Here is a 20,321-nt window from a genome sequence, read left to right on the forward strand (position 1 = left end):
GGGGGGCCGCACCGGGGCCCCCCCCCCGCTTCACCGTGGCCTTGGCCACGGCCGGATAACAAGAAGGACAGAAGGGGTTTTCAGCCGGGTCTACGCGCGTTAATCTGCGGCGAAGCCAGCGCCGAAGCTGAACCGTCCGGCGCTTTGTACGACAGGAGCACCACACATGCGCCGGATTTCCCGCATCACGGTCGCAGGCGCGGCGACCGCCTCCCTCGCTCTCGCCCTCTCCGCCTGCGGCGGCACCTCGACCGAGGGTTCGTCGGACTCGAAGGGCGACAAGGGCCTGGCCATCGCCTACGACGTCGGCGGCAAGGGCGACCAGTCCTTCAACGACGCCGCGTACGCGGGCCTGGAGCAGGCGAAGAAGGAGTTCAAGTACGAGACGGCGGACATCGAGCCCACCGAGGGCGAGACCGACGCCGACAAGCAGCAGCGCCTGGAGTCCCTGGCCAAGCAGGGCTACAACCCGGTCGTCGGGGTCGGCTACGCCTACGCCTCCGCCGTCAAGGGCGCCGCCGAGAAGTTCCCGGACACCACCTTCGGCATCGTGGACGACGCCACGATCGAGGCCGACAACGTGGCCGACCTGGTCTTCAGCGAGGAGGAGGCCTCCTACCTCGCCGGTGTCGCCGCCGCCAAGAGCACCGAGACCAAGACGGTCGGCTTCGTGGGCGGTGTGAACATCCCGCTGATCCACAAGTTCCGGGCCGGCTTCGAGCAGGGCGTCAAGGACACCGACCCCAGCGTGAAGGTGATCTCGCAGTTCCTGACGCAGACCGCGGACGAGGGCGGCTTCTCCAGCCCCCACATGGGCAAGACCGCCGCCGAGGGCCAGATCGAGCGGAAGGCCGATGTCGTGTACGCGGCGGCCGGTCTGTCCGGTCAGGGCGTGATCGAGGCCGCCGCCGCCAACGAGGTGTGGGCGATCGGCGTCGACTCCGACCAGTACCAGCAGGAAGCCCTCGCGAAGTACAAGGACTCGATCCTCACCTCCGCGATGAAGGATGTCGCCAAGGCGGTCTACAACCTGGCGAAGTCGGTCGAGGACGGCAAGCCCGAGACCGGTATCGTTCGGGGCGATCTGAAGACCGGCGAGGTGAGCCTGTCGAACTCCAACCCGAAGTTCGCGGACAATGCCGAGCTCCAGGAAGCCATCACCGCGGCCAAGGAGAAGATCACCAGCGGCGAGATCAAGGTCAAGAGCAGCTGATCCAGCAGCACCTCGACCAGCGTGCAACCTCCGGGTCGCACCGGGCCGGCGGGGTACGGGGAGATCTCCTCCCCGTACCCCGCCGTACGGGTGCCGCCCGATTCGATGCCGTAGGGGCGCTACGCGCGTAGACGACCCCCTTCCCCAGGAGAGTGCGCCATCAACGCGTCCAGCAGCCCTCCCGCCGATGCGGCGGCGGGCGGTCAGCCGACCGCCGTCGAACTCGCCGGGATCACCAAGCGATTCCCCGGTGTCGTGGCCAACCACGACATCCACCTCACCGTCCACAAGGGCACCGTCCACGCCCTCGTCGGCGAGAACGGCGCCGGCAAGTCGACGCTGATGAAGATCCTCTACGGCATGCAGAAGCCGGACGAGGGAACCATCACCATCGACGGCGAGCAGGTCACCCTGCACAGCCCCGCGGACGCCATCGTCCGCGGCATCGGCATGGTGCACCAGCACTTCATGCTCGCCGACAACCTCACGGTCCTGGAGAACGTGGTCCTCGGCAGCGAGAAGCTGTACGGCATCGGCGGCAGGGCCCGCCGCAAGATCAAGGAGATCTCCGACCGCTACGGCCTCGGCGTCCGCCCCGACGTCATGGTCGAGGAACTGGGCGTCGCCGCCCGCCAGCGCGTGGAGATCCTCAAGGTCCTCTACCGCGGCGCCCGCACCCTGATCCTGGACGAGCCGACCGCCGTCCTGGTCCCGCAGGAGGTGGACGCCCTCTTCGACAACCTCCGCGAGCTGAAGTCGGAGGGCCTGTCGGTCATCTTCATCTCCCACAAGCTGGGCGAGGTGCTCTCCGTCGCCGACGAGATCACCGTCATCCGCCGCGGTACGACGGTCGGCACCGCCGTGCCCGCCGAGACCACGCCGCGCCAGCTCGCCGAGCTGATGGTGGGCAGCGAGCTGCCCACCCCGGAGACCGCCGAGTCCACCGTCACCGACCGCCCGGTGATCTCCGTCGAGAAGCTGCGGCTCGCGGCCGCCGGCGGCAAGGCGCTGCTCGACGACATCACCTTCACCATCCACGCGGGTGAGGTTCTCGGCATCGCCGGTGTGGAGGGCAACGGGCAGACCGAGCTGGTCGACGCGCTGATCGGCCTGCGGCACGCCGACTCCGGCACCATCCGGCTCGCGGACGAGGAGATCACCGGCTGGCCCACCCGCAGGCGCCGCGAGGAGGGCATCGGCTACATCCCCGAGGACCGCCACCGCCACGGCCTGCTGCTGGAGGCGCCCCTCTGGGAGAACCGCATCCTCGGCCATGTCACCGAGAAGCCGCTGGCCAAGGGCGTCTGGCTGGACCCGAAGGCCGCCCAGGAGGACACCCGCCGGATCGTCGAGAAGTACGACGTCCGCACCCCCGGCATCGACGTCACCGCCGCCTCGCTGTCCGGCGGCAACCAGCAGAAGCTGATCGTCGGCCGGGAGATGAGCCACACCCCGCGCTTCCTGATCGCCGCCCACCCCACCCGCGGTGTCGACGTGGGTGCGCAGACGGCGATCTGGGACCACATCCGCGAGGCCCGCCGCGAGGGCCTGGCCGTCCTGCTGATCTCCGCCGACCTGGACGAGCTGATCGGCCTGTCCGACACCCTCCGGGTGATCTACGACGGCCGGCTGGTCGCGGACGCCGACCCGGCCACCATCACCCCCGAGGAGCTGGGCTCGGCGATGACCGGCGCCGCCTCCGGGCACCTCGAGCACGAACAGACCCCCGAAGACACCCCCGAGTCTCCCGACTCCCAGTCTTCCGACTCCCCCGAGTCCTCCGAGCCCGGCGAAGACGAGGCCCGCTGATGAAGAAGTTCGACAAGGAGCGGGTGCTCCTCGCGCTGGCCGGACCGGTCATCGCGCTCGCCGTGGCCTTCGTCCTGAGCGCGATCGTGCTGATCGCCTCCGGCAAGAACCCCGTCGAGCCGTTCGCGATCATGTTCGAGCAGGTCGGGTTCTCCGACGTCCAGGTCCGGATCCTCAACCAGGCGACGCTGTACTACATCGCCGCCCTGGCGGTGGCCATCGGCTTCCGGATGAACCTGTTCAACATCGGCGTCGACGGCCAGTACCAGCTCGGCGCCATGATGACCGCGATCGTCGGCGCCCACATGAACCTGCCGGCGGCGATCCAGGTCCCGCTGCTGCTGCTGACCGCCGTCTTCACCGGCGCCTTCTGGTCCGGCATCGCCGGTGTCCTGAAGGTGACCCGGGGCGTCAGCGAGGTGGTCGCGACGATCATGCTCAACGCCATCGCCACCTCCCTCATCGTCTACATGTGGCGACCGGATGTCTTCGGCGTCAAGGTCGGTAACAACAACACCACCGGTGTGATGCACGAGTCCGGCTGGATCCCCGGCATCGACCTGGGCGCCTCCGGCGAGATCTACGGCCTGATCGTCCTCGCCGTGCTGCTCGGCATCGGCTACTGGATCGCCCTCAACCGCACCCGCTTCGGCTTCGACCTGCGCGCCTCCGGCGCCTCCGAGACCGCCGCCGCGGCCAGCGGTGTCGACCCCAAGCGGATGGTGCTCACCGCCATGCTGCTGTCCGGCGCCGTCGCCGGACTCGCGGGCCTGCCGATCCTGATGGGCGACACCCACACCTACAACCTCAACTTCCCCACCGGCATCGGCTTCCTCGGCATCGGCATCGCCCTGCTCGGCCGCAACAGCCCGGTCGGCATCGCCTTCGCGGCCCTGCTGTGGGCCTGGCTCGACAAGGCCTCGCCCGAGCTGGACTTCCACGGCTACGACAAGGAGATCGCCGTCATCATGCAGGGCCTGATCGTGCTCTCGGTCGTCGTCTCCTACGAGGCCGTCCGTGAATGGGGCCTGCGCCGCCAGCAGCGCCGGGTCGGTGCGGAACTGGCCGCCGGTCACGTCCTCGGCCACAACACCACGAAGGAGGTGGCTGGCTGATGACCACCGCAACCGACGTCAACCAGCCCACGCTGGAGCACGGAGCGCCGGCCGGCCGCCGCCTCTCCCTGCCGGTCCTGATGCTGATCATCGCCGGCGGTCTGGCGCTGACCTCGCTGGTCCGCATCATCACCGGTGCCGACGGCATCACCAACGTCAGCCAGATGTCCACCGCCCTGCAGCTCGCGGTGCCCATCGGCCTGGCCGGTCTCGGCGGTCTGTGGGCCGAGCGGTCCGGCGTGATCAACATCGGCCTCGAGGGCATGATGATCCTCGGCACCTGGTTCGGCGCCTGGGCGGGCTTCCAGTGGGGCCCGTGGACCGGCATCGTCGTCGGCATCATCGGCGGCGCGCTCGGCGGCCTGGTGCACGCGATCGTCACCGTCACCTTCCGGGTCAACCACATCGTCTCCGGTGTGGCCATCAACATCCTCGCCCTCGGCGCCACCCGCTATCTCGCCCCGCTGGCCTTCGAGGGCCACCAGGGCGGCACCGCCAAGCAGTCCCCGCCGGTGGAGTCGCTCGGCCACTTCACCGTGCCCGGCCTGTCCGATGCCCTGATCACCCTCAACAACAAGGGCTGGTTCTTCGTCTCGGACATCGCCGGCCTGCTCGGCGGCCTGGTCACCGACGTCTCCTGGCTCACCCTGATCGCCATCGCCCTGATCCCCGCCACCTGGTGGGTGCTGTGGCGCTCGCCCTTCGGACTGCGGCTGCGCTCCTGCGGCGAGAACCCGATCGCGGCCGAGTCGCTCGGCGTCAACGTCTACAAGTACAAGTACATCGCCGTGATCATCTCCGGTGGTCTGGCCGGCCTCGGCGGCGCCTTCCTCTCCATCGTGGCCAACCCCTTCTATCTGGAGGGCCAGGTCAGCGGTCGCGGCTTCATCGGCCTCGCCGCGATGATCTTCGGTAACTGGATGCCGGGCGGCCTCGCCCTCGGCGCCGGACTGTTCGGCTACACCGACAGCCTCAACCTGCGCGGCGGCTCCGCCAACGTGCACGCCCTGCTGCTGCTCGGCGCGCTGCTGCTGCTGGCCGGCGCCATCTGGCTGGTCATCCGCAAGGCCTACGTCAAGGCCGGGATCACCCTGGCCATCGGCGGCCTGGTCTACGCCTGGTACGCCACCACCAACGAGGTGCCCAACCAGGTCGTCTCCGCCACCCCGTACGTCATCACCCTCGTCGTCCTCGCCCTGTCCGCGCAGCGGCTGCGGATGCCCCGGGCGAACGGCATGGCGTACAAGAAGGGCGAGGGCAAGTGACCGACGCCGACTGGGGGGCTCTGCGCGCGGCGGCCCGGGACGCCATGTCCCGGGCGTACGCCCCCTACTCCGGCTACGCCGTCGGCGCGGCAGCCCTGGTCGACGACGGCCGCACGGTCACCGGCTGCAACGTGGAGAACGCCAGCTACGGCATCAGCCTGTGCGCCGAGTGCGGCCTCGTCTCCCAGCTGCAGCTGACCGGCGGCGGCCGGCTGACCCACTTCGTCTGCGTCGACGGCAGCGGCGAGGTGCTGGTCCCGTGCGGCCGGTGCCGCCAGCTGCTGTCCGAGTTCGGCGGGCCGCAGCTGCTGCTGGACACCCCGGCGGGGATCCTGCCGCTGTCCGAGATGCTCCCGCAGGCCTTCGGCCCCGACCACCTCACCAAGTGACTCCCGGGCCTACCGAGCAACCGAGTAACCGCCCGAGTCACCAAGCACCTCCCGGAAGGAACGCCCGGCCATGGCCATGGACGCCATCTCCGTCATCCGCACCAAGCGGGACCGCGGCGAGCTCGGCGACGAGCAGATCGACTGGATCATCGACGCGTACACCCGCGGCGAGGTCGCCGACGAGCAGATGGCGTCGCTCGCCATGGCGATCCTGCTCAACGGCATGAACCGGGCCGAGATTGCCCGCTGGACCGCCGCCATGATCGCCTCCGGCGAGCGGATGGACTTCTCCTCGCTGTCCCGCCCCACCGCCGACAAGCACTCCACCGGCGGCGTAGGCGACAAGATCACCCTGCCGCTCGCGCCGCTCGTCGCGGCCTGCGGAGCGGCCGTCCCGCAGCTCTCCGGCCGGGGCCTCGGCCACACCGGCGGCACCCTGGACAAGCTGGAGTCGATCCCGGGCTGGCGGGCCCTGCTCTCCAACGAGGAGATGCTGGACGTGCTCGACGGCGTCGGCGCGGTGATCTGCGCCGCCGGTGACGGCTTGGCCCCCGCCGACAAGAAGCTCTACGCCCTGCGCGACGTCACCGGCACCGTCGAGGCGATCCCGCTGATCGCCTCCTCCATCATGTCCAAGAAGATCGCCGAGGGCACCGGCTCGCTGGTGCTGGACGTGAAGGTCGGCAGCGGCGCCTTCATGAAGACCCTCGACGACGCCCGCGAGCTGGCGTCGACCATGGTCGGCCTCGGCACCGACCACGGCGTGCGGACCGTCGCGCTGCTCACCGACATGTCCACCCCGCTCGGACTGACCGCGGGCAACGCCCTGGAGGTCCGCGAGTCGGTGGAGGTCCTGGCGGGCGGCGGTCCGGCCGACGTCGTGGAACTCACCGTCGCCCTGGCCCGCGAGATGCTCGACGCGGCGGGCATCAGGGACGCCGACCCGGCCAAGGCCCTCGCCGACGGCTCCGCCATGGACGTCTGGCGCCGCATGATCGCCGCTCAGGGCGGCGACCCGGACGCCGAGCTGCCCACCTCGCGTGAGCAGCACGTGGTGAAGGCGGACGCCTCCGGCGTGCTGACCCGGCTGGACGCCTACGACATCGGCGTCGCCGCCTGGCGGCTGGGCGCGGGCCGGGCCCGCAAGGAGGACCCGGTGCAGGCCGCCGCGGGCGTCGAACTCCACGCCAAGCCCGGTGACACGGTGACCGAGGGCCAGCCCCTGCTGACCCTGCACACCGACACCCCCGAGCGGTTCGAGTACGCCCTGGCGGCCGTGGCGGGCTCCTATGGCATCGCCCCGGCCGGTACGGACTTCACCGCCTCGCCGGTCGTCCTGGAGCGCATCGCCTGACCAGGCGTTTCTCTCGGCGTGCTGCTCCCGCCGGACACGGCGGGAGCAGCACGCACCGATGAGTTGCGCGGCGGCGCCCGGTCTACCCGATGTGGATGCCGTGACACCCGCCGTACTCGTGCTGCCGGGGCCCGTCTCCCAGGAGGAGCTGCCCCGGCTCGGCGACGAGGTGCGCGCGCTGCTGGAGACCACCGGGGCCGAAGCCGTCGTCTGCGATGTCGGCGGGCTGGGGCCGCCCGGTCTGGCCGTCGTCGATCTGCTGGCGCGGCTGGAGCTCGCCGCCCGGCGGGCCAGCGGCCGGATACGGCTGCGCGACCCCGACCCCGCGCTACACGCCCTCCTCGACCTGGTCGGCCTGCGCTTCGAGCTGGAGCGGCAGCCCGAACAGCGGGAACCACCGCTTGGTGTCGAGGAAGCAGTGGAAACCGGTGATCCGGCCCTCTGAGACCTCCAGCACCTGGATCGCCCACGGAGTGAACCCGCCCGCGTCCGGGTCCGGCTTGTAGTGCGCGAACGCCGGCAGACCGTTGGCCCGCACCGGCAACAGCCGGGAGTTCGCGCACGAGGCGCCCAGCGTGGTCATGAAGCCGGTGATGTCCGCCGGGCCGGCCAGCCACAGGTCGAACGGCGGCATCGTCATCACCGCGTCCTCGTGCAGCAGCGCCGTCAGCGCGGTCATGTCGTACCCCTCGAAGGCCGCCACATAGCGGTCCAGGAGCTTCTGCTGCTCCTCGTCCAGCGGGTCCGACACCGCCCCGGCCGCCCGGTCGCCGGCCCGGTCCGCCAGTGTGGCCCGGGCCCGCTGCAGCGCGCTGTTGACCGACGCGACCGAGGTGCCCAGCAGCTCGGCGACCTCGCTCGCCCGCCACGCCAGCACCTCGCGCAGGATCAGCACCGCCCGCTGCTTGGGCGGCAGTTGCTGCAGGGCCGCCATGAACGCCAGCCGCACCGACTCCTTGGCCACCGCGGCCTCCGCCGGGTCGTCCGTCGTCGGCAGCACCCGGGCGTCCGGCACCGGCTCCAGCCAGGTGTTGTCCGGGCGCGGCGCCAGGGCGGCCTGTGCGAGCGGGGTCGCCTCCGACAGATCCATGGGGCGCGCCCGCTTGTTGCCCGCGGTCAGCATGTCCAGGCAGACGTTGGTCGCGATGCGGTAGAGCCAGGAGCGCAGGCTGGAGCGGCCCTCGAACTTCTCGTAGCTCCGCCAGGCGCGGACGAAGGTGTCCTGCACCGCGTCCTCGGCCTCGAAGGAGGAGCCCAGCATCCGGTAGCAGTACCCCGTCAGCTCCGTGCGGTGCTTCTCCAGCGCGGAGTCCAGCTCCGTCGTCGCCGTGCCGTTGGTCATCGTCCACCCACCCCTGTGGCCGTCCCGTCGCGCGCCTCGGTGCGCCTCGCACTTCGGAAGCTACCGCAGCCCACTGACAATGGCTTGTGCAGCCGACAGAACCGCAGGTCGGAGCAGGGTGGCGAGCGCCGTCAGGCCACCGCGACGACCTGCCGGCGGGCCGCCCGCGACCCGAGCACCGTGATCGTCACCACGCCCAGCACCGCCAGCACCCCGACGCCGACCGTCCCGGCCCAGCCACCGGCGTGGAAGGCCGTCGCGCCCACCGTGCTGCCCGCACTGGAGCCGACGTAGTACGCCGACTGGTACAGCGCCGAGGCCTGCGCACGCCCGTGCGCCGCCGCCTTGCTCACCGCCGACGACGCCACCGCGTGCCCCGCGAAGAACCCCGCCGTGATCAGCACCAGCCCCAGCAGCACCAGCGGCAGCGACGGCGCCAGCGACAGCAGCAGCCCCGCCGCCGTCGTACCCCCCGCCAGATACAGCGCCCCGCGCCGGCCGAGGCGGCCCACCAGCCGGCCCGCCGCCGACGCCGACACCGTACCCACGAGGTACACCAGGAAGATCGAGCCGACGATGCCCTGCGGCAGGGAGAACGGCGCCTCGGTCAGCCGGTAGCCGATCACCGTGTACACACCGCCGAACACCGTCATGAACAGCGCGCCGATCGCGTACAGCCGGCGCAGCAGCGGGTCGGCGAGATGACCGCGGACCGTGCGGGCCAGCACCCGCGGACGCAGCGAACCCCGCGTGAAGTGCCGCGGCCTCGGCAGCAGCAGCCGGAACGCCACCGCGCACCCCACCGCGACCAGGCCGATCACCCCGACGGCGATCCGCCAGCCCCACTCCTGCGCGACCCAGCCGGTGATCACCCGGCCGCTCATCCCGCCGACGCTGTTGCCCGCCACGAACAGCCCGATGGCCGTCACCAGCGCCCGAGGGGTGACCTCCTCGGCGAGGTACGCCGTCGCCGACGCCGGCAGCCCGGCCAGCGCCGCGCCCTGCACCGCCCGCAGCGCCACCAGCACCGGCAGCGACGGGGCGAACGGGACCAGCAGACCGACGGTCACCGCCACCGCCAGCGAGACCGTCATGACCGTACGCCGTCCGAAGCGCTCCGACAGCGCGCTCATCGGCAGGACGAACAGCGCCAGACCGCCGGTCGCGGCGGCCACCGTCCAGCTCGCGTCGCCCGCGGTGACGCCCATGTCGCCGGAGATCAGCGGCAGCAGGGCCTGGGTGGAGTACAGCAGGGCGAACGTCGCGACACCCGCGAGGAAGAGGGCGAGACTCATCCGGCGGTAGCCGGGGCCGCCCGGGGTCATCCGGGTGTCGCAGGAGCCGCCGACCGGGGGAGCGGAGGGGACGGGGGAAGCGGAGGGACGGGAAGAACCGGAGGCGGCGCCCACGACGGTGGACGCCCCGGTATCGGCGGGAGTCATGCTTCGACGCTACGGAGGAACGAACTCATCCGTCCAATGCATGAATCGGCCATAATCGTTCCCATGCCGCATCAGCACAGGCCACAGTCCCGGCTGTCACACACCGGTGACACAGAAGACATCGTCGCGCTGCTCGCGCCACGCCTCGTTCACTTCGCCGGCGTCGCCCGCACCGAGCATGTCACCCGCGCCGCGGCGGAGATGGGCGTCCCCCAGTCGACCCTCTCCCGCTCCATGTCCCGGCTGGAGGAGGACCTCGGCGTCGAGCTGTTCGCCCGGCACGGCCGCACCCTCTCCCTCACCCCGGCCGGCCGTACCTTCCTCACCTCCGTGGACCGCGCCCTCGGCGAGATCGAACGCGCCGCCGACGAGGTCCGCGCCGACGCCGACGCCGCCACCGGCAAGGTCGCCTTCGGCTTCCTGCACACCATGGGCGCCGAGACCGTCCCCGGCCTGCTGCACGCCTTCCGCGCCGACCACCCCCGCGTCCGCTTCAGCCTCGTCCAGAACTACGGCGAGGCCATGCTGGAACGGCTCCGCGCCGGCGACCTGGACCTGTGCCTCACCTCGCCGGTCCCCGACGCCCCCGACCTGGTCGCCCGCCGCCTGGACGAGCAGAAGCTGCGCCTGGTCGTCCCCGCCGACCACCGGCTGGCCGGCCGCCGGCGCATCCGCCTCGCCGAGGCGGCCGACGAGACCTTCGTGACCCTGGAGCCCGGCTACGGGCTGCGCCGTATCACCGACGACCTGTGCAACGAGGCCGGTTTCCGTCCCCGGGTCGCCTTCGAGGGGGAGGAGGCGGAGACGCTGCGCGGCCTGGTCGCCGCGGGCCTGGGCGTCGCCCTGCTGCCACCGCCCACCGTGCCCCGACCGGGGGTGACCGAACTGACCGTCACCGCACCGCGCGCGGTCCGCGAGATCGGCGTGGCCTGGCTGGCGGGCCACCCGGACACACCACCGGTCGCGGCGTTCAAGAAGTTCCTGCTGTCCAGGCGCGGCGCCCTGCTCCCCACGTGAGCCCCTGCTCCCCACGTGAGCCCCTGCTCCCGGCGTGAGCCGTATGACGACCCATCAGCCGCCGGGCCCCGCAGGCCCCCCGGCCCGCTGCCGGTCGCGCTCGGCCCGCTCCCGGTATCCGCCGCCCTCGACCACGTCGGTCGCGAAGAGCTGGGCCCTCTCCAGCGCCTCGTCGACGGACTGCCGCCCGGCGATCGCCGCCGAGATCTCCTTCGCCACCCGGCCGCCGAGGCCCGCGTACTCCGGGATGCCGACGTACGGCGTCCCCGTCCACGGCTGTTCGTGCAGTCCCGGCCGGGTGAGGTCCACGGCGTCGAGGGCGTCCAGCGTCGGCCGGAGGAACGCTCCGGCGGCCCGCCGGTAGTGCGGGATCCGGTACGTGGACAGCCGGCTGCCGGGCGGTACCCCGACCCAGCCGAGCCGTTCGCCGTAGAGTCTCACGTACCGCTTCGACGTGGCCCAGGAGACGAACTCCCACGCGGCCTCCGGGCTCCTGGACGTGACGGGGACCGCGAGGGCCCAGGTCCACAGCCATCCCGAACTCTCCGTGTGCAGCACCGGCGCCGGTGCGTAGCCGAGCCGGCCGGCGACCTTGCTGCTCCTGGCATCCTCGAGACGGCCCGCGAAGGAGGTGGCGTCGTACAGCATCGCCGCCTTGCCCTGCCGCATCGTCTCCTGGCAGCGGGCGGGTCCGGCCTCGGACGCGCGGGGCTCGCCGTAACTGCGGACCAGGTCCACGTAGAACCGGACCGCCCGCCGGGTCTCCGGGGAGGTCAGCCGGGGATTCCACCCCTCGTCGAACCAGCGGCCCCCGAAGGTGAGGATCACGGTGTTCAGCGGCGCCAGGTCCAGCCAGACGGGCCCTCCGCGCAGGCAGATCCCCGCGATCCCGCGCTCGGGGTCGTGCAGCTCGGCCGCCAGCTCGGCGACCTGCGGCCAGGTCGGGCGCTCCGGCATGGTCAGCCCGGCCTCGGCCAGCAGGTCCTTGCGGTACATCAGAAAGGACGATTCCCCGTAGTACGGCACCGCGTACAGCCCGTTGCGGTACGACAGCGCCGTGCGCACCACGGGAACGAGGTCCGCCACGTCGTAGCCGCCGCGGCGCGCCGGGGCGTCGAGCCGGACGAGCCATCCCCGCGAGGCCCAGATCGGTGCCTCCCACGGGCCGATGGACACGACGTCGTAGCGGCCGTGCTCGTTGGCGATGTCCTTGGACAGGCGGCTGCGCAGCACCCGCTCGGGGAGGAAGTCGAACTCCACCCGGATGCCCGGGTGGGTGCGCTCGAAGTCGTCGACGAGCCTCTCCATGTCCCGGGTGAAGTCGACGGACGCCACGGTGATCGTGGTGGGCCCCTCGCTCCCGGAACAGGCGGCGGGGGCGAGCGCGAGCACGGCGAGCACGGCGAGCAGCGCGCCCGTCGCACGGAGACGGCTGCGCCGCCCGGGCCGCCCGCTCACCGCGGGAGCTGCTCCGAGCCCGCGAACGACACGTAGTCGGCCACGTCCAGCAGACAGCCCGGCACCCGGTCCGCGCTCGACACCCCGAAGTACGTGGTGATCTGCTGCTCTCCGTCGGGGGGAACGCCCATGCCCTGGGTCAGCGCGACCCTCCAGTGCGTCAGACCGATCGCGTTGCTGTCCTGGAGTGGGTGGTCCAGTCCGATGATCAGAGTGATGAACAGGCCGATGAACAGCGACAGCAGCCCCGTCAGCGCCACGTGGTCGATCAGTCTGACGCCGACCAGCGCCCAGGTGGCCGCGATGGTCACGAACGCGCCGCCGAAGAGGACGAGGTACAGCACGGGCAGCAGCCCGATCCCCACCTCACCCTGCCGCTCGCGGCGCAGGTCGTTGTACTCGTTGAACGCTTCGAGGGTGACGGACTGGGCGTTGGACTCCTGCTCGTTCTGCGGCTCGTAGAACATCAGCGACTCGAACACGGCGTCCAGCCGCCCCTGGTCATCGGCGATCTCGCCCCGCCGCTGCTTCGGCCAGACCTCGTGGATGACGTTCTCGGCGTAGTTGCGGATCTGCGACTGGAGCCGGCATCTGCGGCTGTTGGGGAACGCCTGACCCGCCCGGTAGACGGTGGTGAGCTGCGAGGCCTCCTTGTTGACGAGCCGCTTGACCTCCACGTGGTGTTCGTACGCCCCCACGGCCACCAGTCCGACCAGCAGGGCGTAGAAGGCCCCCACGACCTCGACCAGGAACCTGACGCGTTCGTTGTGCTCGGCGTCCTCGCCGAACCAGCGCCGGACCCGGGCCCGGAGGAGCAGGCCGGCCAGACCGAACAGGAGGAAGCCCCCGACCAGGAGGACACCCTGTGCCCAGAACGGCACATGGGAGAACCAACCAGGCATCCGCCGACCCCGCCCCCTGCGCAGCTGCGCTGCCGCCTTCGCAGCACGGCACGATGCTCCCCGCACCGCCGTCGTCGTCACAAGAGCGCGGGAGGACGCCCGGAAGCAGTCGCGATCACCTGCGCACACACCTCACGCGTGCGTACGCCCCCCGGCGCGCCCCGGTACGAAGAACGTCCGCCGGCCGGGAGCGGCCGTCACCGCCGCAGCGACCTGCCGAACCCCGCCGCCAGCGGCATCCGCAGACCCAGCGGGGGCGGGGCCGCCAGCGCGTCCGCGACCGGGCGGGAGAACGCCCGCCCGAACAGCGCCCCGAGCACGAAGTCCTCGGTCAGCGCCGCCACCTCGTCGCGGTAGTGGTGCAGTCCGTGCCCGTCGGAGTGCACCTCGAACCGGCACACGTCCCGGTTGGCCTTCTTCGCCCGCGCCGCCAGCCGGAAGGACAGCTCCGGGTCGCTGCGTTCGTCGTTGGTGCCGTGCACGATCAGCACCCGGCGGCCGCACAGCTGTTTCACCGGTTCGGGGGCCGCGGCCATGTCGTCCTCCGGCAGCCAGGGGGCCACCGCCACCACCGAGTTGACGGCCTGGTGCCCGCCGGCGTGGAGCGCGGCCCGGCCGCCCATGTCGACGCCCAGCAGACAGACCGGGACGTCCCCGTAGCGCCGCACCGCCTCGTCGGCCGCCCACGCGGCGTCCCGGGCGAGATGGGCTGCGCTGCCGTTCCAGCCGCGGTAGCGGTAGTGCACCACGTGCGCGGCCAGGCCCTCGTCCCGCCCCGCCCGCACCAGCCGCCGCCCCAGCGTACGGACGGACGCGGCCGCCAGCAGGGGCGCGGGTCTGCGGCTGGAGACCTGCTCACCGGCGGGAAGCAGCAGGACCACCCCGCTCACCGATCCCGGCTCCGCGCCGAGCCCCCGCCCCAGCCGGGCCCGCGGGGCCGGCGTCGCTTCCTGTGCCATGGCGCAACAGTGTCAGAAGCGCCGGTGTACGCCACCCGTCCGCGCAGTCACCGTTACATATCGACGGATACGTATACCCGGACGTGCGGCGGGGCGCTCTGCTGTTTCCGCGACTTCGCCGACCACCGAGCCTTCTACGCGCGTAGGAGTTACAGTGCGGAAATGACGAGCCAGAGCACCGCGAAGAGCCCCGCGCCGGACCAGATCCGCAGGGCGCCCAAGGTTCTGCTGCACGATCACCTCGACGGCGGGCTGCGTCCCGGCACCGTCGTCGAACTCGCCCGGGAGCAGGGCTACTCCGGGCTGCCCGAGACCGACCCCGGCAAACTCGCCGCCTGGTTCCGCGAGGCGGCGGACTCCGGTTCGCTGGAGCGGTATCTGGAGACGTTCTCGCACACCGTCGGCGTGCTGCAGACCCGCGAGGCGCTCGTGCGGGTCGCCGCCGAGTGCGCCGAGGACCTCGCCGAGGACGGGGTCGTCTACGCCGAGGTGCGGTACGCCCCCGAGCAGCATCTGGAGGGCGGGCTGACCCTCGAGGAGGTCGTCGAGGCCGTCAACGAGGGCTTCCGGGAGGGCGAGCGGCGGGCCAGGGCGAACGGCCACCGTATCCGGGTCGGCGCGCTGCTCACCGCGATGCGGCACGCGGCCCGTGCCCTGGAGATCGCCGAACTCGCCAACCGCTACCGAGACCTGGGCGTCGTCGGCTTCGACATCGCCGGGGCGGAGGCGGGCTACCCGCCCACCCGGCATCTCGACGCCTTCGAGTACCTGAAGCGGGAGAACAACCACTTCACCATCCATGCCGGCGAGGCCTTCGGGCTGCCGTCCATCTGGCAGGCGCTGCAGTGGTGCGGCGCGGACCGGCTCGGGCACGGGGTGCGCATCATCGACGACATCGAGGTCAAGGACGACGGCAGCGTCCACCTCGGCCGGCTCGCCTCCTACGTCCGGGACAAGCGGATCCCGCTGGAGCTGTGCCCGAGCTCCAATCTGCAGACCGGGGCGGCGGACTCGTACGCCGAGCACCCGATCGGGCTGCTGCGGCGGCTGCACTTCCGGGCCACGGTGAACACGGACAACCGGCTGATGTCCCACACCAGCATGAGCCAGGAGTTCGAGCACCTGGTCGACGCATTCGGCTACACGCTCGACGACATGCAGTGGTTCTCCGTCAATGCGATGAAATCAGCATTCATTCCTTTCGATGAACGACTGGCCATGATCAATGACGTGATCAAGCCCGGTTATGCCGAGCTGAAATCCGAATGGCTGTTCCAGCAGACGGCTTCCACCAGGGGATCTGTGGACGAAGCAGGCTGACTTCGGTGTATCCCGTACACGTAAATGCGGAGAGGCTTTCACGATCCGTCCGCATTTCGATGTTTGCGGCGGGCGTCCGCGGATGTTTACGGTCGAGGACCGCTCACATCCCCGACTTTCCATTTCGAGGACGCATTTCATGAAGCAGTCTGCTGCCAAGTCCCTCGGTGTCGCCGCCCTCGGCGCCGCCTTCGCTGCCGCCGGTGCGGGTGCGGCCAACGCGGCCCCGGCCGTCCCGGACGCCGCCCAGACCCTGGGCGGCGTCGCCCAGACGCTCCCCGCCGAGAACGTCTCCCAGGCCGTACCGGGCGCCGGCCGTGTGCTGGAGGAGGGGCAGAACATCGCCGGCAAGGGCCTGGCCGCCGCGCAGCCGGTCGCCGAGCAGCTGGTCGCCGAGCAGCTCTCCAACGGCCCCACCGAGCCGGTCGCGGGGCTCCTCGGCGGGCTGCCGCTGCAGGGGCTGCCGACCAGCGGCCTGCCGGTGAACGGCATCCCGCTCGGCTGAGCCGGCCCGGCCCCCAAGCGCCGACGGGGCGCACCCGGCACTGCCGGGCGCGCCCCGTCGGCGTACCGGAAGGAGAGGGGCCGCGGCGCTACCAGGCCGTCCTGGCCGCCTTCTCCTCCGAGGGCAGCAGGATCCACAGCGCCAGGTACAGCAGGAACTGCGGGCCCGGCAGCAGACACGACAGTACGAAGATCACCCGCATCGTCGTCGCGGAGGTGCCGAAGCGCCGCGCCAGCGCGGCACACACTCCGCCGATCATGCGGCCGTGGGTCGGGCGGGCAAGGCGGGACATGGCGGCTCCTTCGTGAGCGTCGGTCGAAGGCTTCCCGGCGTCTTGGCCGGTCGCCTCATCTGCTGTCCACGGTACGGAGACGAAAGCGGGCAAGCGTCGCTCTACGGTGCGATCCCGACCCTGGGAATCGTCGGGGTCCGACCCTGAGAGGCCTCCTCCCGGGGGACGTCGCCCCGCGCCCCCGGCCGCTTCCCGCGCCGCCCCCCGGCCGCTCGCCGGCGCAGCCGGGAGCGCAGCACCGGCACCACGGCCAGATGGGCCAGTGCCACGCCCGCGGTGTTCAGCAGCAGCGAGTCGACGTTCACGACCCGCCCGGGCACCCCGGTCTGCAGCAGTTCGATGCCCAGCGACAGCAGCGCCCCTGCGGCGGTGGTGCGCAGCAGGGACGCCAGCGGGGAGACGGCGAGCCGGCCGTTCACGACCGGCAGCAGCACGCCCAGCGGTGCCAGCAGCGCCAGCGCCGCGCCCAGGCGGCGGCCCGCCTCCGGCCAGCCCAGTGCCAGATCGGCCCGGATGCCGTCGAGCGGCCGCAGATTGGCGGGCATCACCCAGGGCACGTCCAGGGGTCGCAGCGTCAGCCAGGCGACGCCGGCGAGATGAGCGACCAGGAGGACGCCCCCTGTCACCCGGAAGCGGATCGCGGCGCTGCCGCCGCCGATGGAGCCTTGACGCTGCACGCCCCCCTAGACGCGGAGCCCGGCACGGTCGGTTCCGGCCCGTCCCCCGATACCCGGCTGAGGCGTGCGCCACACCGGGCCCGCGGAGGAGCCCCGCACCCCGCGGAAGCCGGCCCCGGCGCCGGTCAGCCCGCCGCGACCTCGCTCGACGGCGGTTCGTTGCTGCCCGGCCGGGCCCGCACCTCGTCCGTACACGTGTAACGGCGCGGCCCCTGCTCACCGGGCCCGCCCAGGATCACCGAACCGTCGCCCTCGGCCGCGGCCGAGTCGGAGAAGGTGCAGACGATCTGGGCGAGGGCGTACGAGGTGAGATCGTCCGGCGCGGTGCCGAGCCGCAGCGTGTCCTCGGGGTCGTCGCGGCGCGGCCCGCCCACCGACGTACCGCGGACGTCGCTGGTGTAGCCGGCCTCCTTCTCCGCGGCCGACGGCGGTGCCGCCAGCTCGTCCAGCAGCCCCTGCGCCACCAGCACCCGCCGCTCGGAGTCCGCCGCGCCGTCCGGCACCCGTACCGTGCGGTCCACGGCCACCAGCGAGGACCCGCACAGCAGGAACACCTGCACCGGCATTCCGGGGGTGGTCCGCCGCTCGGTGTCCGGCTCGGCGAGCGAGCACCGCACCCGGGAGGGCGCCGGGCCGAAGTCCGTGGGCACCTCCGTGGCCCGGATGCCGCACCCGGCGAGCAGCAGCGCGAGCACCCCAAGCGCCGGCAGGCGGCGTACGGTCATCAGGAGTGTCCCTTCGCGTCCGTGCCGTTGCTCTCGTCGCCCCCCGTGCGCCGGGCGTCCGCAGTGTCACCGGCGTTCTCGGTGTTCTCGGTGTTCCCGGCGTTCCCGGCGTTCTCGGTGTTCCCGGAGTCCGCCTCGGCCGGCGTGGCGGCGTCGCGGGGCAGCCGCAGTGTGAAGACCGCGCCGCCCTCCGAGGAGTTCGCGGCGGTGATCTCGCCGCCGTGGATGTGGGCGTTCTCCAGGGCGATGGACAGGCCGAGCCCGCTGCCCTCGGAGCGCGGCCGGGAGGCGCTGGCCTTGTAGAACCGGTCGAAGACGTGCGGCAGGACGTCCTCGGGGATCCCGGGCCCGTGGTCCCGTACCCGGATGACGACCGCGTCCTCCTCCTCCCGCACCGCGACCCGCACCGGCGACCCGCCGTGCTTGAGCGCGTTGCCGATCAGGTTGGCCAGGACGACGTCGAGCCGCCGTGGGTCGAGGCGGGCGTGGATGCCGCGCTCGGCGTCCAGCTCGACGGCGTCCAGCCAGGCGCGGGCGTCGATGCAGGCGGTGATCTGGTCGGCGACATCGACGTCGTCCAGGACGAGCCGGGCGGTGCCCGCGTCGAAGCGGGTGACCTCCATCAGATTCTCGACCAGGTCGTTCAGCCGCCGGGTCTCGCTCACCACCAGCCGCACGGCCGGTTCGATCATCGGGTCGATGCCGCCGCTCTCGGAGTCCAGCTCCTCCTCCAGCACCTCCGTCACGGCGGTGATGGCGGTCAGCGGGGTGCGCAGCTCGTGGCTCATGTCCGCGACGAACCGCCGCGAGGCCTGCTCCCGGCCGGCCATGTCCGCGACCCGTTTCTCCAGGGCCTCGGCGGCACTGTTGAACGTCCGGGACAGATCCGCCAGTTCGTCGGTGCCGGAGACTCTCAGCCGGGTGTCCAGTCTGCCCTCGCCGAGCCGCCGCGCCGCGGTCCCGAGCCGCTGCACGGGCTTGAGCACGGTCGAGGCGGCGGCCTGCGCCAGCAGCGCGGAGCCGATCAGCGCCAGCCCGGTGGCGATCCCCAGTGACCAGGCCAGCGAGTTGAGGTCCTTGGCCTCCGGCTGGAGCGACTTGAACATGTAGCCGGTGGGCCCACCGCCGATCACCTGGGTCCCGGCCACCAGATACGGAGTGTCGTCCTCCACGATCCGCTGCCAGTACAGGTGGTACGGGGCGGAGTTGGCGCCGGTGACCTCCTGCTCCCGGTTCACCGCGGTGCGCAGCGACTCGGGCACGTCGGCCAGCGCGAACCCGCCGAGCCCGCCGGAGCTGCCGTACACGGTCCGGCCCTCGGCGTTCTCGGCGACCAGCAGCACGCCGAAGCGCTGGCTGCTGTTGGCCATCTGCCCGGCGGTGTGCTGCAGCTCGTCCTGGGTGGGATGCTCGGGCAGCGAGGCGGCCCGGTTCTGCATCTCCTGCTCGAAGCCGCGCAGCACCGCGTCCTGGGCACGGCTGAGCACCGCCTCGCGGTTCAGCCAGTAGGCGATGCCGGACGCGGACACGGCGGCGGTGAGCGCCACCAGCCCGAAGACGACGACCAGCCTGAGCCGCAGGCTGGTGAGGCGCAGCCGCGACCAGACTCCCTTGCGTGCCGCGGCCCAGCCGCGCGGACCCCCCGGGTGTTCCTGTGTCACTGAGGCGGATCCAGCCGGTAGCCCACACCCCGCACGGTACGGATCAGCGTCGGGGACGACGGCACGTCCTCGACCTTGGCGCGCAGCCGCTGCACACAGGCGTCCACCAGCCGCGAGTCGCCCAGGTAGTCGTGCTCCCACACCAGCCGCAGCAGCTGCTGCCGGGACAGCGCCTGGCCCGGCCGCCGGCTCAGCTCCAGCAGCAGCCGCAGCTCGGTCGGCGTGAGCTGCAGGTCCTCGCCGTTCTTGGTGACGGTCATCGCGGACCTGTCGATGACGAGGCTGCCGAAGGTCGCCGAGTCGCTGGACTCCCGCTCGCCGCGGCGGAGCACCGCCCGGATCCGGGCGTCCAGCACCCGGCCCTGGACGGGTTTGACCACGTAGTCGTCCGCACCGGACTCCAGCCCGACGACGACGTCGATGTCGTCGCTGCGCGCGGTCAGCAGGATGATCGGCAGCTGGTCGGTGCGCCGGATGCGCCGGCACACCTCGAACCCGTCGATGCCGGGCAGCATCACGTCCAGCACGATCAGGTCCGGCCGCTGCTCGCGCAGCAGCTTCAGACCGTCCTCACCGCTGGCAGCGGTCGCCACCCGGTGGCCCTGGCGCGTCAGAGAGAGCTCCAGGGCCGTCCGGATGGCGTCGTCGTCCTCGATCAGCAACAGGGAAGGCACGCGCACATTCTGGCCCATGGAGGGGGTGCTGTTCGACCCGTGGGTGCGGATGGCGGCCCGCCCCTGCCCAGACCCTGTGAAGGACCTGTGCCGCCACCGTGACGGACCCCTGTGACAGGCCTGTGACAGTCGACGGACACGGCGATGAAGTGGCCCGGGCAGGATTTTCGACACCGACACCACGGAAGTCCACGACGGGGGG

20 protein-coding genes are annotated in these 20,321 nt (G+C 71.8%); 10 read left to right on the forward strand and 10 right to left on the reverse strand.

The features are described from left to right. The first annotated feature begins 166 nt into the window (after window positions 1-166). From V5O46_RS30055 to V5O46_RS30085, 7 genes are all read left to right on the forward strand, one after another. Window positions 167-1,213, forward strand: coding sequence for a BMP family lipoprotein (locus V5O46_RS30055; protein WP_332887889.1), 1,047 nt, complete (start codon window positions 167-169; stop codon window positions 1,211-1,213). A 159-nt stretch (window positions 1,214-1,372) separates the two neighbouring features. Beyond that, window positions 1,373-3,022, forward strand: a complete 1,650-nt coding sequence (locus tag V5O46_RS30060) for an ABC transporter ATP-binding protein (protein ID WP_332887916.1) — start codon at window positions 1,373-1,375, stop codon at window positions 3,020-3,022. Beyond that, window positions 3,022-4,137: an ABC transporter permease gene (locus V5O46_RS30065; protein WP_332887890.1), complete on the forward strand. Its 1,116-nt coding sequence runs from the start codon at window positions 3,022-3,024 to the stop codon at window positions 4,135-4,137. The genes V5O46_RS30060 and V5O46_RS30065 overlap by 1 nt, the downstream gene beginning before the upstream one ends. Beyond that, complete coding sequence (locus V5O46_RS30070) at window positions 4,137-5,402, forward strand: ABC transporter permease (protein WP_332887891.1); 1,266 nt, start codon at window positions 4,137-4,139, stop codon at window positions 5,400-5,402. The genes V5O46_RS30065 and V5O46_RS30070 overlap by 1 nt, the downstream gene beginning before the upstream one ends. Next, window positions 5,399-5,791 (forward strand): cytidine deaminase, encoded by a 393-nt coding sequence (locus tag V5O46_RS30075; protein WP_332887892.1) that lies wholly within the window; start codon window positions 5,399-5,401, stop codon window positions 5,789-5,791. Before V5O46_RS30070 ends, V5O46_RS30075 begins: the two co-directional genes overlap by 4 nt. A 76-nt stretch (window positions 5,792-5,867) precedes the next feature. Next, on the forward strand, window positions 5,868-7,145 hold the full coding sequence (locus V5O46_RS30080) for a thymidine phosphorylase (RefSeq protein ID WP_332887917.1): 1,278 nt from the start codon (window positions 5,868-5,870) through the stop codon (window positions 7,143-7,145). A gap of 58 nt (window positions 7,146-7,203) precedes the next feature. After that, complete coding sequence (locus tag V5O46_RS30085; protein ID WP_332887893.1) at window positions 7,204-7,590, forward strand: STAS domain-containing protein; 387 nt, start codon at window positions 7,204-7,206, stop codon at window positions 7,588-7,590. On the opposite strand, the gene V5O46_RS30090 is transcribed toward V5O46_RS30085, so the two are convergent. Together V5O46_RS30090 and V5O46_RS30095 are read right to left on the reverse strand one after the other, a co-directional pair. Further along, window positions 7,474-8,487, reverse strand: a complete 1,014-nt coding sequence (locus V5O46_RS30090) for a sigma-70 family RNA polymerase sigma factor (RefSeq protein WP_332887894.1) — start codon at window positions 8,485-8,487, stop codon at window positions 7,474-7,476. The two genes, V5O46_RS30085 and V5O46_RS30090, sit on opposite strands and share 117 nt — an antisense overlap. A 131-nt stretch (window positions 8,488-8,618) precedes the next feature. Then, window positions 8,619-9,929: an MFS transporter gene (locus V5O46_RS30095; RefSeq protein ID WP_332887895.1), complete on the reverse strand. Its 1,311-nt coding sequence runs from the start codon at window positions 9,927-9,929 to the stop codon at window positions 8,619-8,621. A gap of 63 nt (window positions 9,930-9,992) precedes the next feature. Here V5O46_RS30095 and V5O46_RS30100 point away from each other — a divergent pair, with 63 nt between their 5' ends. Continuing rightward, window positions 9,993-10,946 (forward strand): LysR family transcriptional regulator, encoded by a 954-nt coding sequence (locus V5O46_RS30100; RefSeq protein ID WP_332887896.1) that lies wholly within the window; start codon window positions 9,993-9,995, stop codon window positions 10,944-10,946. Window positions 10,947-11,000: 54 nt separating this feature from the next. Here the strand turns inward: V5O46_RS30100 and V5O46_RS30105 are convergent, their stop codons facing one another. From V5O46_RS30105 to V5O46_RS30115, 3 genes are all read right to left on the reverse strand, one after another. Next, complete coding sequence (locus tag V5O46_RS30105; protein WP_332887897.1) at window positions 11,001-12,404, reverse strand: ABC transporter substrate-binding protein; 1,404 nt, start codon at window positions 12,402-12,404, stop codon at window positions 11,001-11,003. Continuing rightward, entirely contained in the window at window positions 12,401-13,306 is a 906-nt protein-coding gene (locus tag V5O46_RS30110; protein ID WP_332887898.1) for a bestrophin-like domain, read from the reverse strand. Before V5O46_RS30110 ends, V5O46_RS30105 begins: the two co-directional genes overlap by 4 nt. Before the next feature lie 197 nt (window positions 13,307-13,503). Then, window positions 13,504-14,265, reverse strand: coding sequence for an alpha/beta hydrolase (locus V5O46_RS30115; protein ID WP_332887899.1), 762 nt, complete (start codon window positions 14,263-14,265; stop codon window positions 13,504-13,506). Window positions 14,266-14,427: 162 nt separating this feature from the next. Between V5O46_RS30115 and V5O46_RS30120 the strand changes: the two genes are divergently transcribed. Then, window positions 14,428-15,585, forward strand: a complete 1,158-nt coding sequence (locus V5O46_RS30120; RefSeq protein WP_332887900.1) for an adenosine deaminase — start codon at window positions 14,428-14,430, stop codon at window positions 15,583-15,585. 139 nt (window positions 15,586-15,724) lie between these two features. Further along, window positions 15,725-16,090 carry an ATP-binding protein gene (locus V5O46_RS30125; RefSeq protein ID WP_332887901.1) on the forward strand — a complete coding sequence of 122 codons (366 nt, stop codon included), beginning with the start codon at window positions 15,725-15,727 and terminating at the stop codon, window positions 16,088-16,090. 88 nt (window positions 16,091-16,178) lie between these two features. Here V5O46_RS30125 and V5O46_RS30130 read toward each other — a convergent pair whose 3' ends face one another. The 5 genes from V5O46_RS30130 to afsQ1 form a co-directional block, all read right to left on the reverse strand. Next, window positions 16,179-16,382: a PspC domain-containing protein gene (locus V5O46_RS30130; protein ID WP_332887902.1), complete on the reverse strand. Its 204-nt coding sequence runs from the start codon at window positions 16,380-16,382 to the stop codon at window positions 16,179-16,181. Window positions 16,383-16,483: 101 nt separating this feature from the next. After that, window positions 16,484-17,059: a VanZ family protein gene (locus tag V5O46_RS30135; RefSeq protein WP_332887903.1), complete on the reverse strand. Its 576-nt coding sequence runs from the start codon at window positions 17,057-17,059 to the stop codon at window positions 16,484-16,486. Window positions 17,060-17,184: 125 nt separating this feature from the next. Next, window positions 17,185-17,784 carry a hypothetical protein gene (locus tag V5O46_RS30140; protein WP_332887904.1) on the reverse strand — a complete coding sequence of 200 codons (600 nt, stop codon included), beginning with the start codon at window positions 17,782-17,784 and terminating at the stop codon, window positions 17,185-17,187. Then, complete coding sequence (locus V5O46_RS30145; RefSeq protein WP_332887905.1) at window positions 17,784-19,445, reverse strand: HAMP domain-containing sensor histidine kinase; 1,662 nt, start codon at window positions 19,443-19,445, stop codon at window positions 17,784-17,786. The genes V5O46_RS30140 and V5O46_RS30145 overlap by 1 nt, the downstream gene beginning before the upstream one ends. Next, window positions 19,442-20,119: a two-component system response regulator AfsQ1 gene (afsQ1, locus tag V5O46_RS30150; RefSeq protein ID WP_033272295.1), complete on the reverse strand. Its 678-nt coding sequence runs from the start codon at window positions 20,117-20,119 to the stop codon at window positions 19,442-19,444. Before afsQ1 ends, V5O46_RS30145 begins: the two co-directional genes overlap by 4 nt. Window positions 20,120-20,321: the final 202 nt, after the last annotated feature.

Origin of the sequence: Streptomyces poriticola (genome assembly GCF_036689765.1) — a bacterium.
Lineage (GTDB): Bacteria > Actinomycetota > Actinomycetes > Streptomycetales > Streptomycetaceae > Streptomyces > Streptomyces poriticola.

Excerpts from the sequence above, each read along its gene's own strand:
- V5O46_RS30085 (WP_332887893.1), top strand. The coding sequence starts at position 7,204 with ATGAGTTGCGCGGCGGCGCCCGGTCTACCCGATGTGGATGCCGTGACA.
- V5O46_RS30140 (WP_332887904.1), bottom strand. The coding sequence starts at position 17,784 with ATGACCGTACGCCGCCTGCCGGCGCTTGGGGTGCTCGCGCTGCTGCTC.
- V5O46_RS30065 (WP_332887890.1), top strand. The coding sequence starts at position 3,022 with ATGAAGAAGTTCGACAAGGAGCGGGTGCTCCTCGCGCTGGCCGGACCG.
- V5O46_RS30130 (WP_332887902.1), bottom strand. The coding sequence starts at position 16,382 with ATGTCCCGCCTTGCCCGCCCGACCCACGGCCGCATGATCGGCGGAGTG.
- V5O46_RS30095 (WP_332887895.1), bottom strand. The coding sequence starts at position 9,929 with ATGACTCCCGCCGATACCGGGGCGTCCACCGTCGTGGGCGCCGCCTCC.
- V5O46_RS30090 (WP_332887894.1), bottom strand. The coding sequence starts at position 8,487 with ATGACCAACGGCACGGCGACGACGGAGCTGGACTCCGCGCTGGAGAAG.
- V5O46_RS30115 (WP_332887899.1), bottom strand. The coding sequence starts at position 14,265 with ATGGCACAGGAAGCGACGCCGGCCCCGCGGGCCCGGCTGGGGCGGGGG.
- V5O46_RS30080 (WP_332887917.1), top strand. The coding sequence starts at position 5,868 with ATGGACGCCATCTCCGTCATCCGCACCAAGCGGGACCGCGGCGAGCTC.
- V5O46_RS30125 (WP_332887901.1), top strand. The coding sequence starts at position 15,725 with ATGAAGCAGTCTGCTGCCAAGTCCCTCGGTGTCGCCGCCCTCGGCGCC.
- V5O46_RS30070 (WP_332887891.1), top strand. The coding sequence starts at position 4,137 with ATGACCACCGCAACCGACGTCAACCAGCCCACGCTGGAGCACGGAGCG.
- V5O46_RS30120 (WP_332887900.1), top strand. The coding sequence starts at position 14,428 with ATGACGAGCCAGAGCACCGCGAAGAGCCCCGCGCCGGACCAGATCCGC.
- V5O46_RS30110 (WP_332887898.1), bottom strand. The coding sequence starts at position 13,306 with ATGCCTGGTTGGTTCTCCCATGTGCCGTTCTGGGCACAGGGTGTCCTC.
- V5O46_RS30100 (WP_332887896.1), top strand. The coding sequence starts at position 9,993 with ATGCCGCATCAGCACAGGCCACAGTCCCGGCTGTCACACACCGGTGAC.
- V5O46_RS30055 (WP_332887889.1), top strand. The coding sequence starts at position 167 with ATGCGCCGGATTTCCCGCATCACGGTCGCAGGCGCGGCGACCGCCTCC.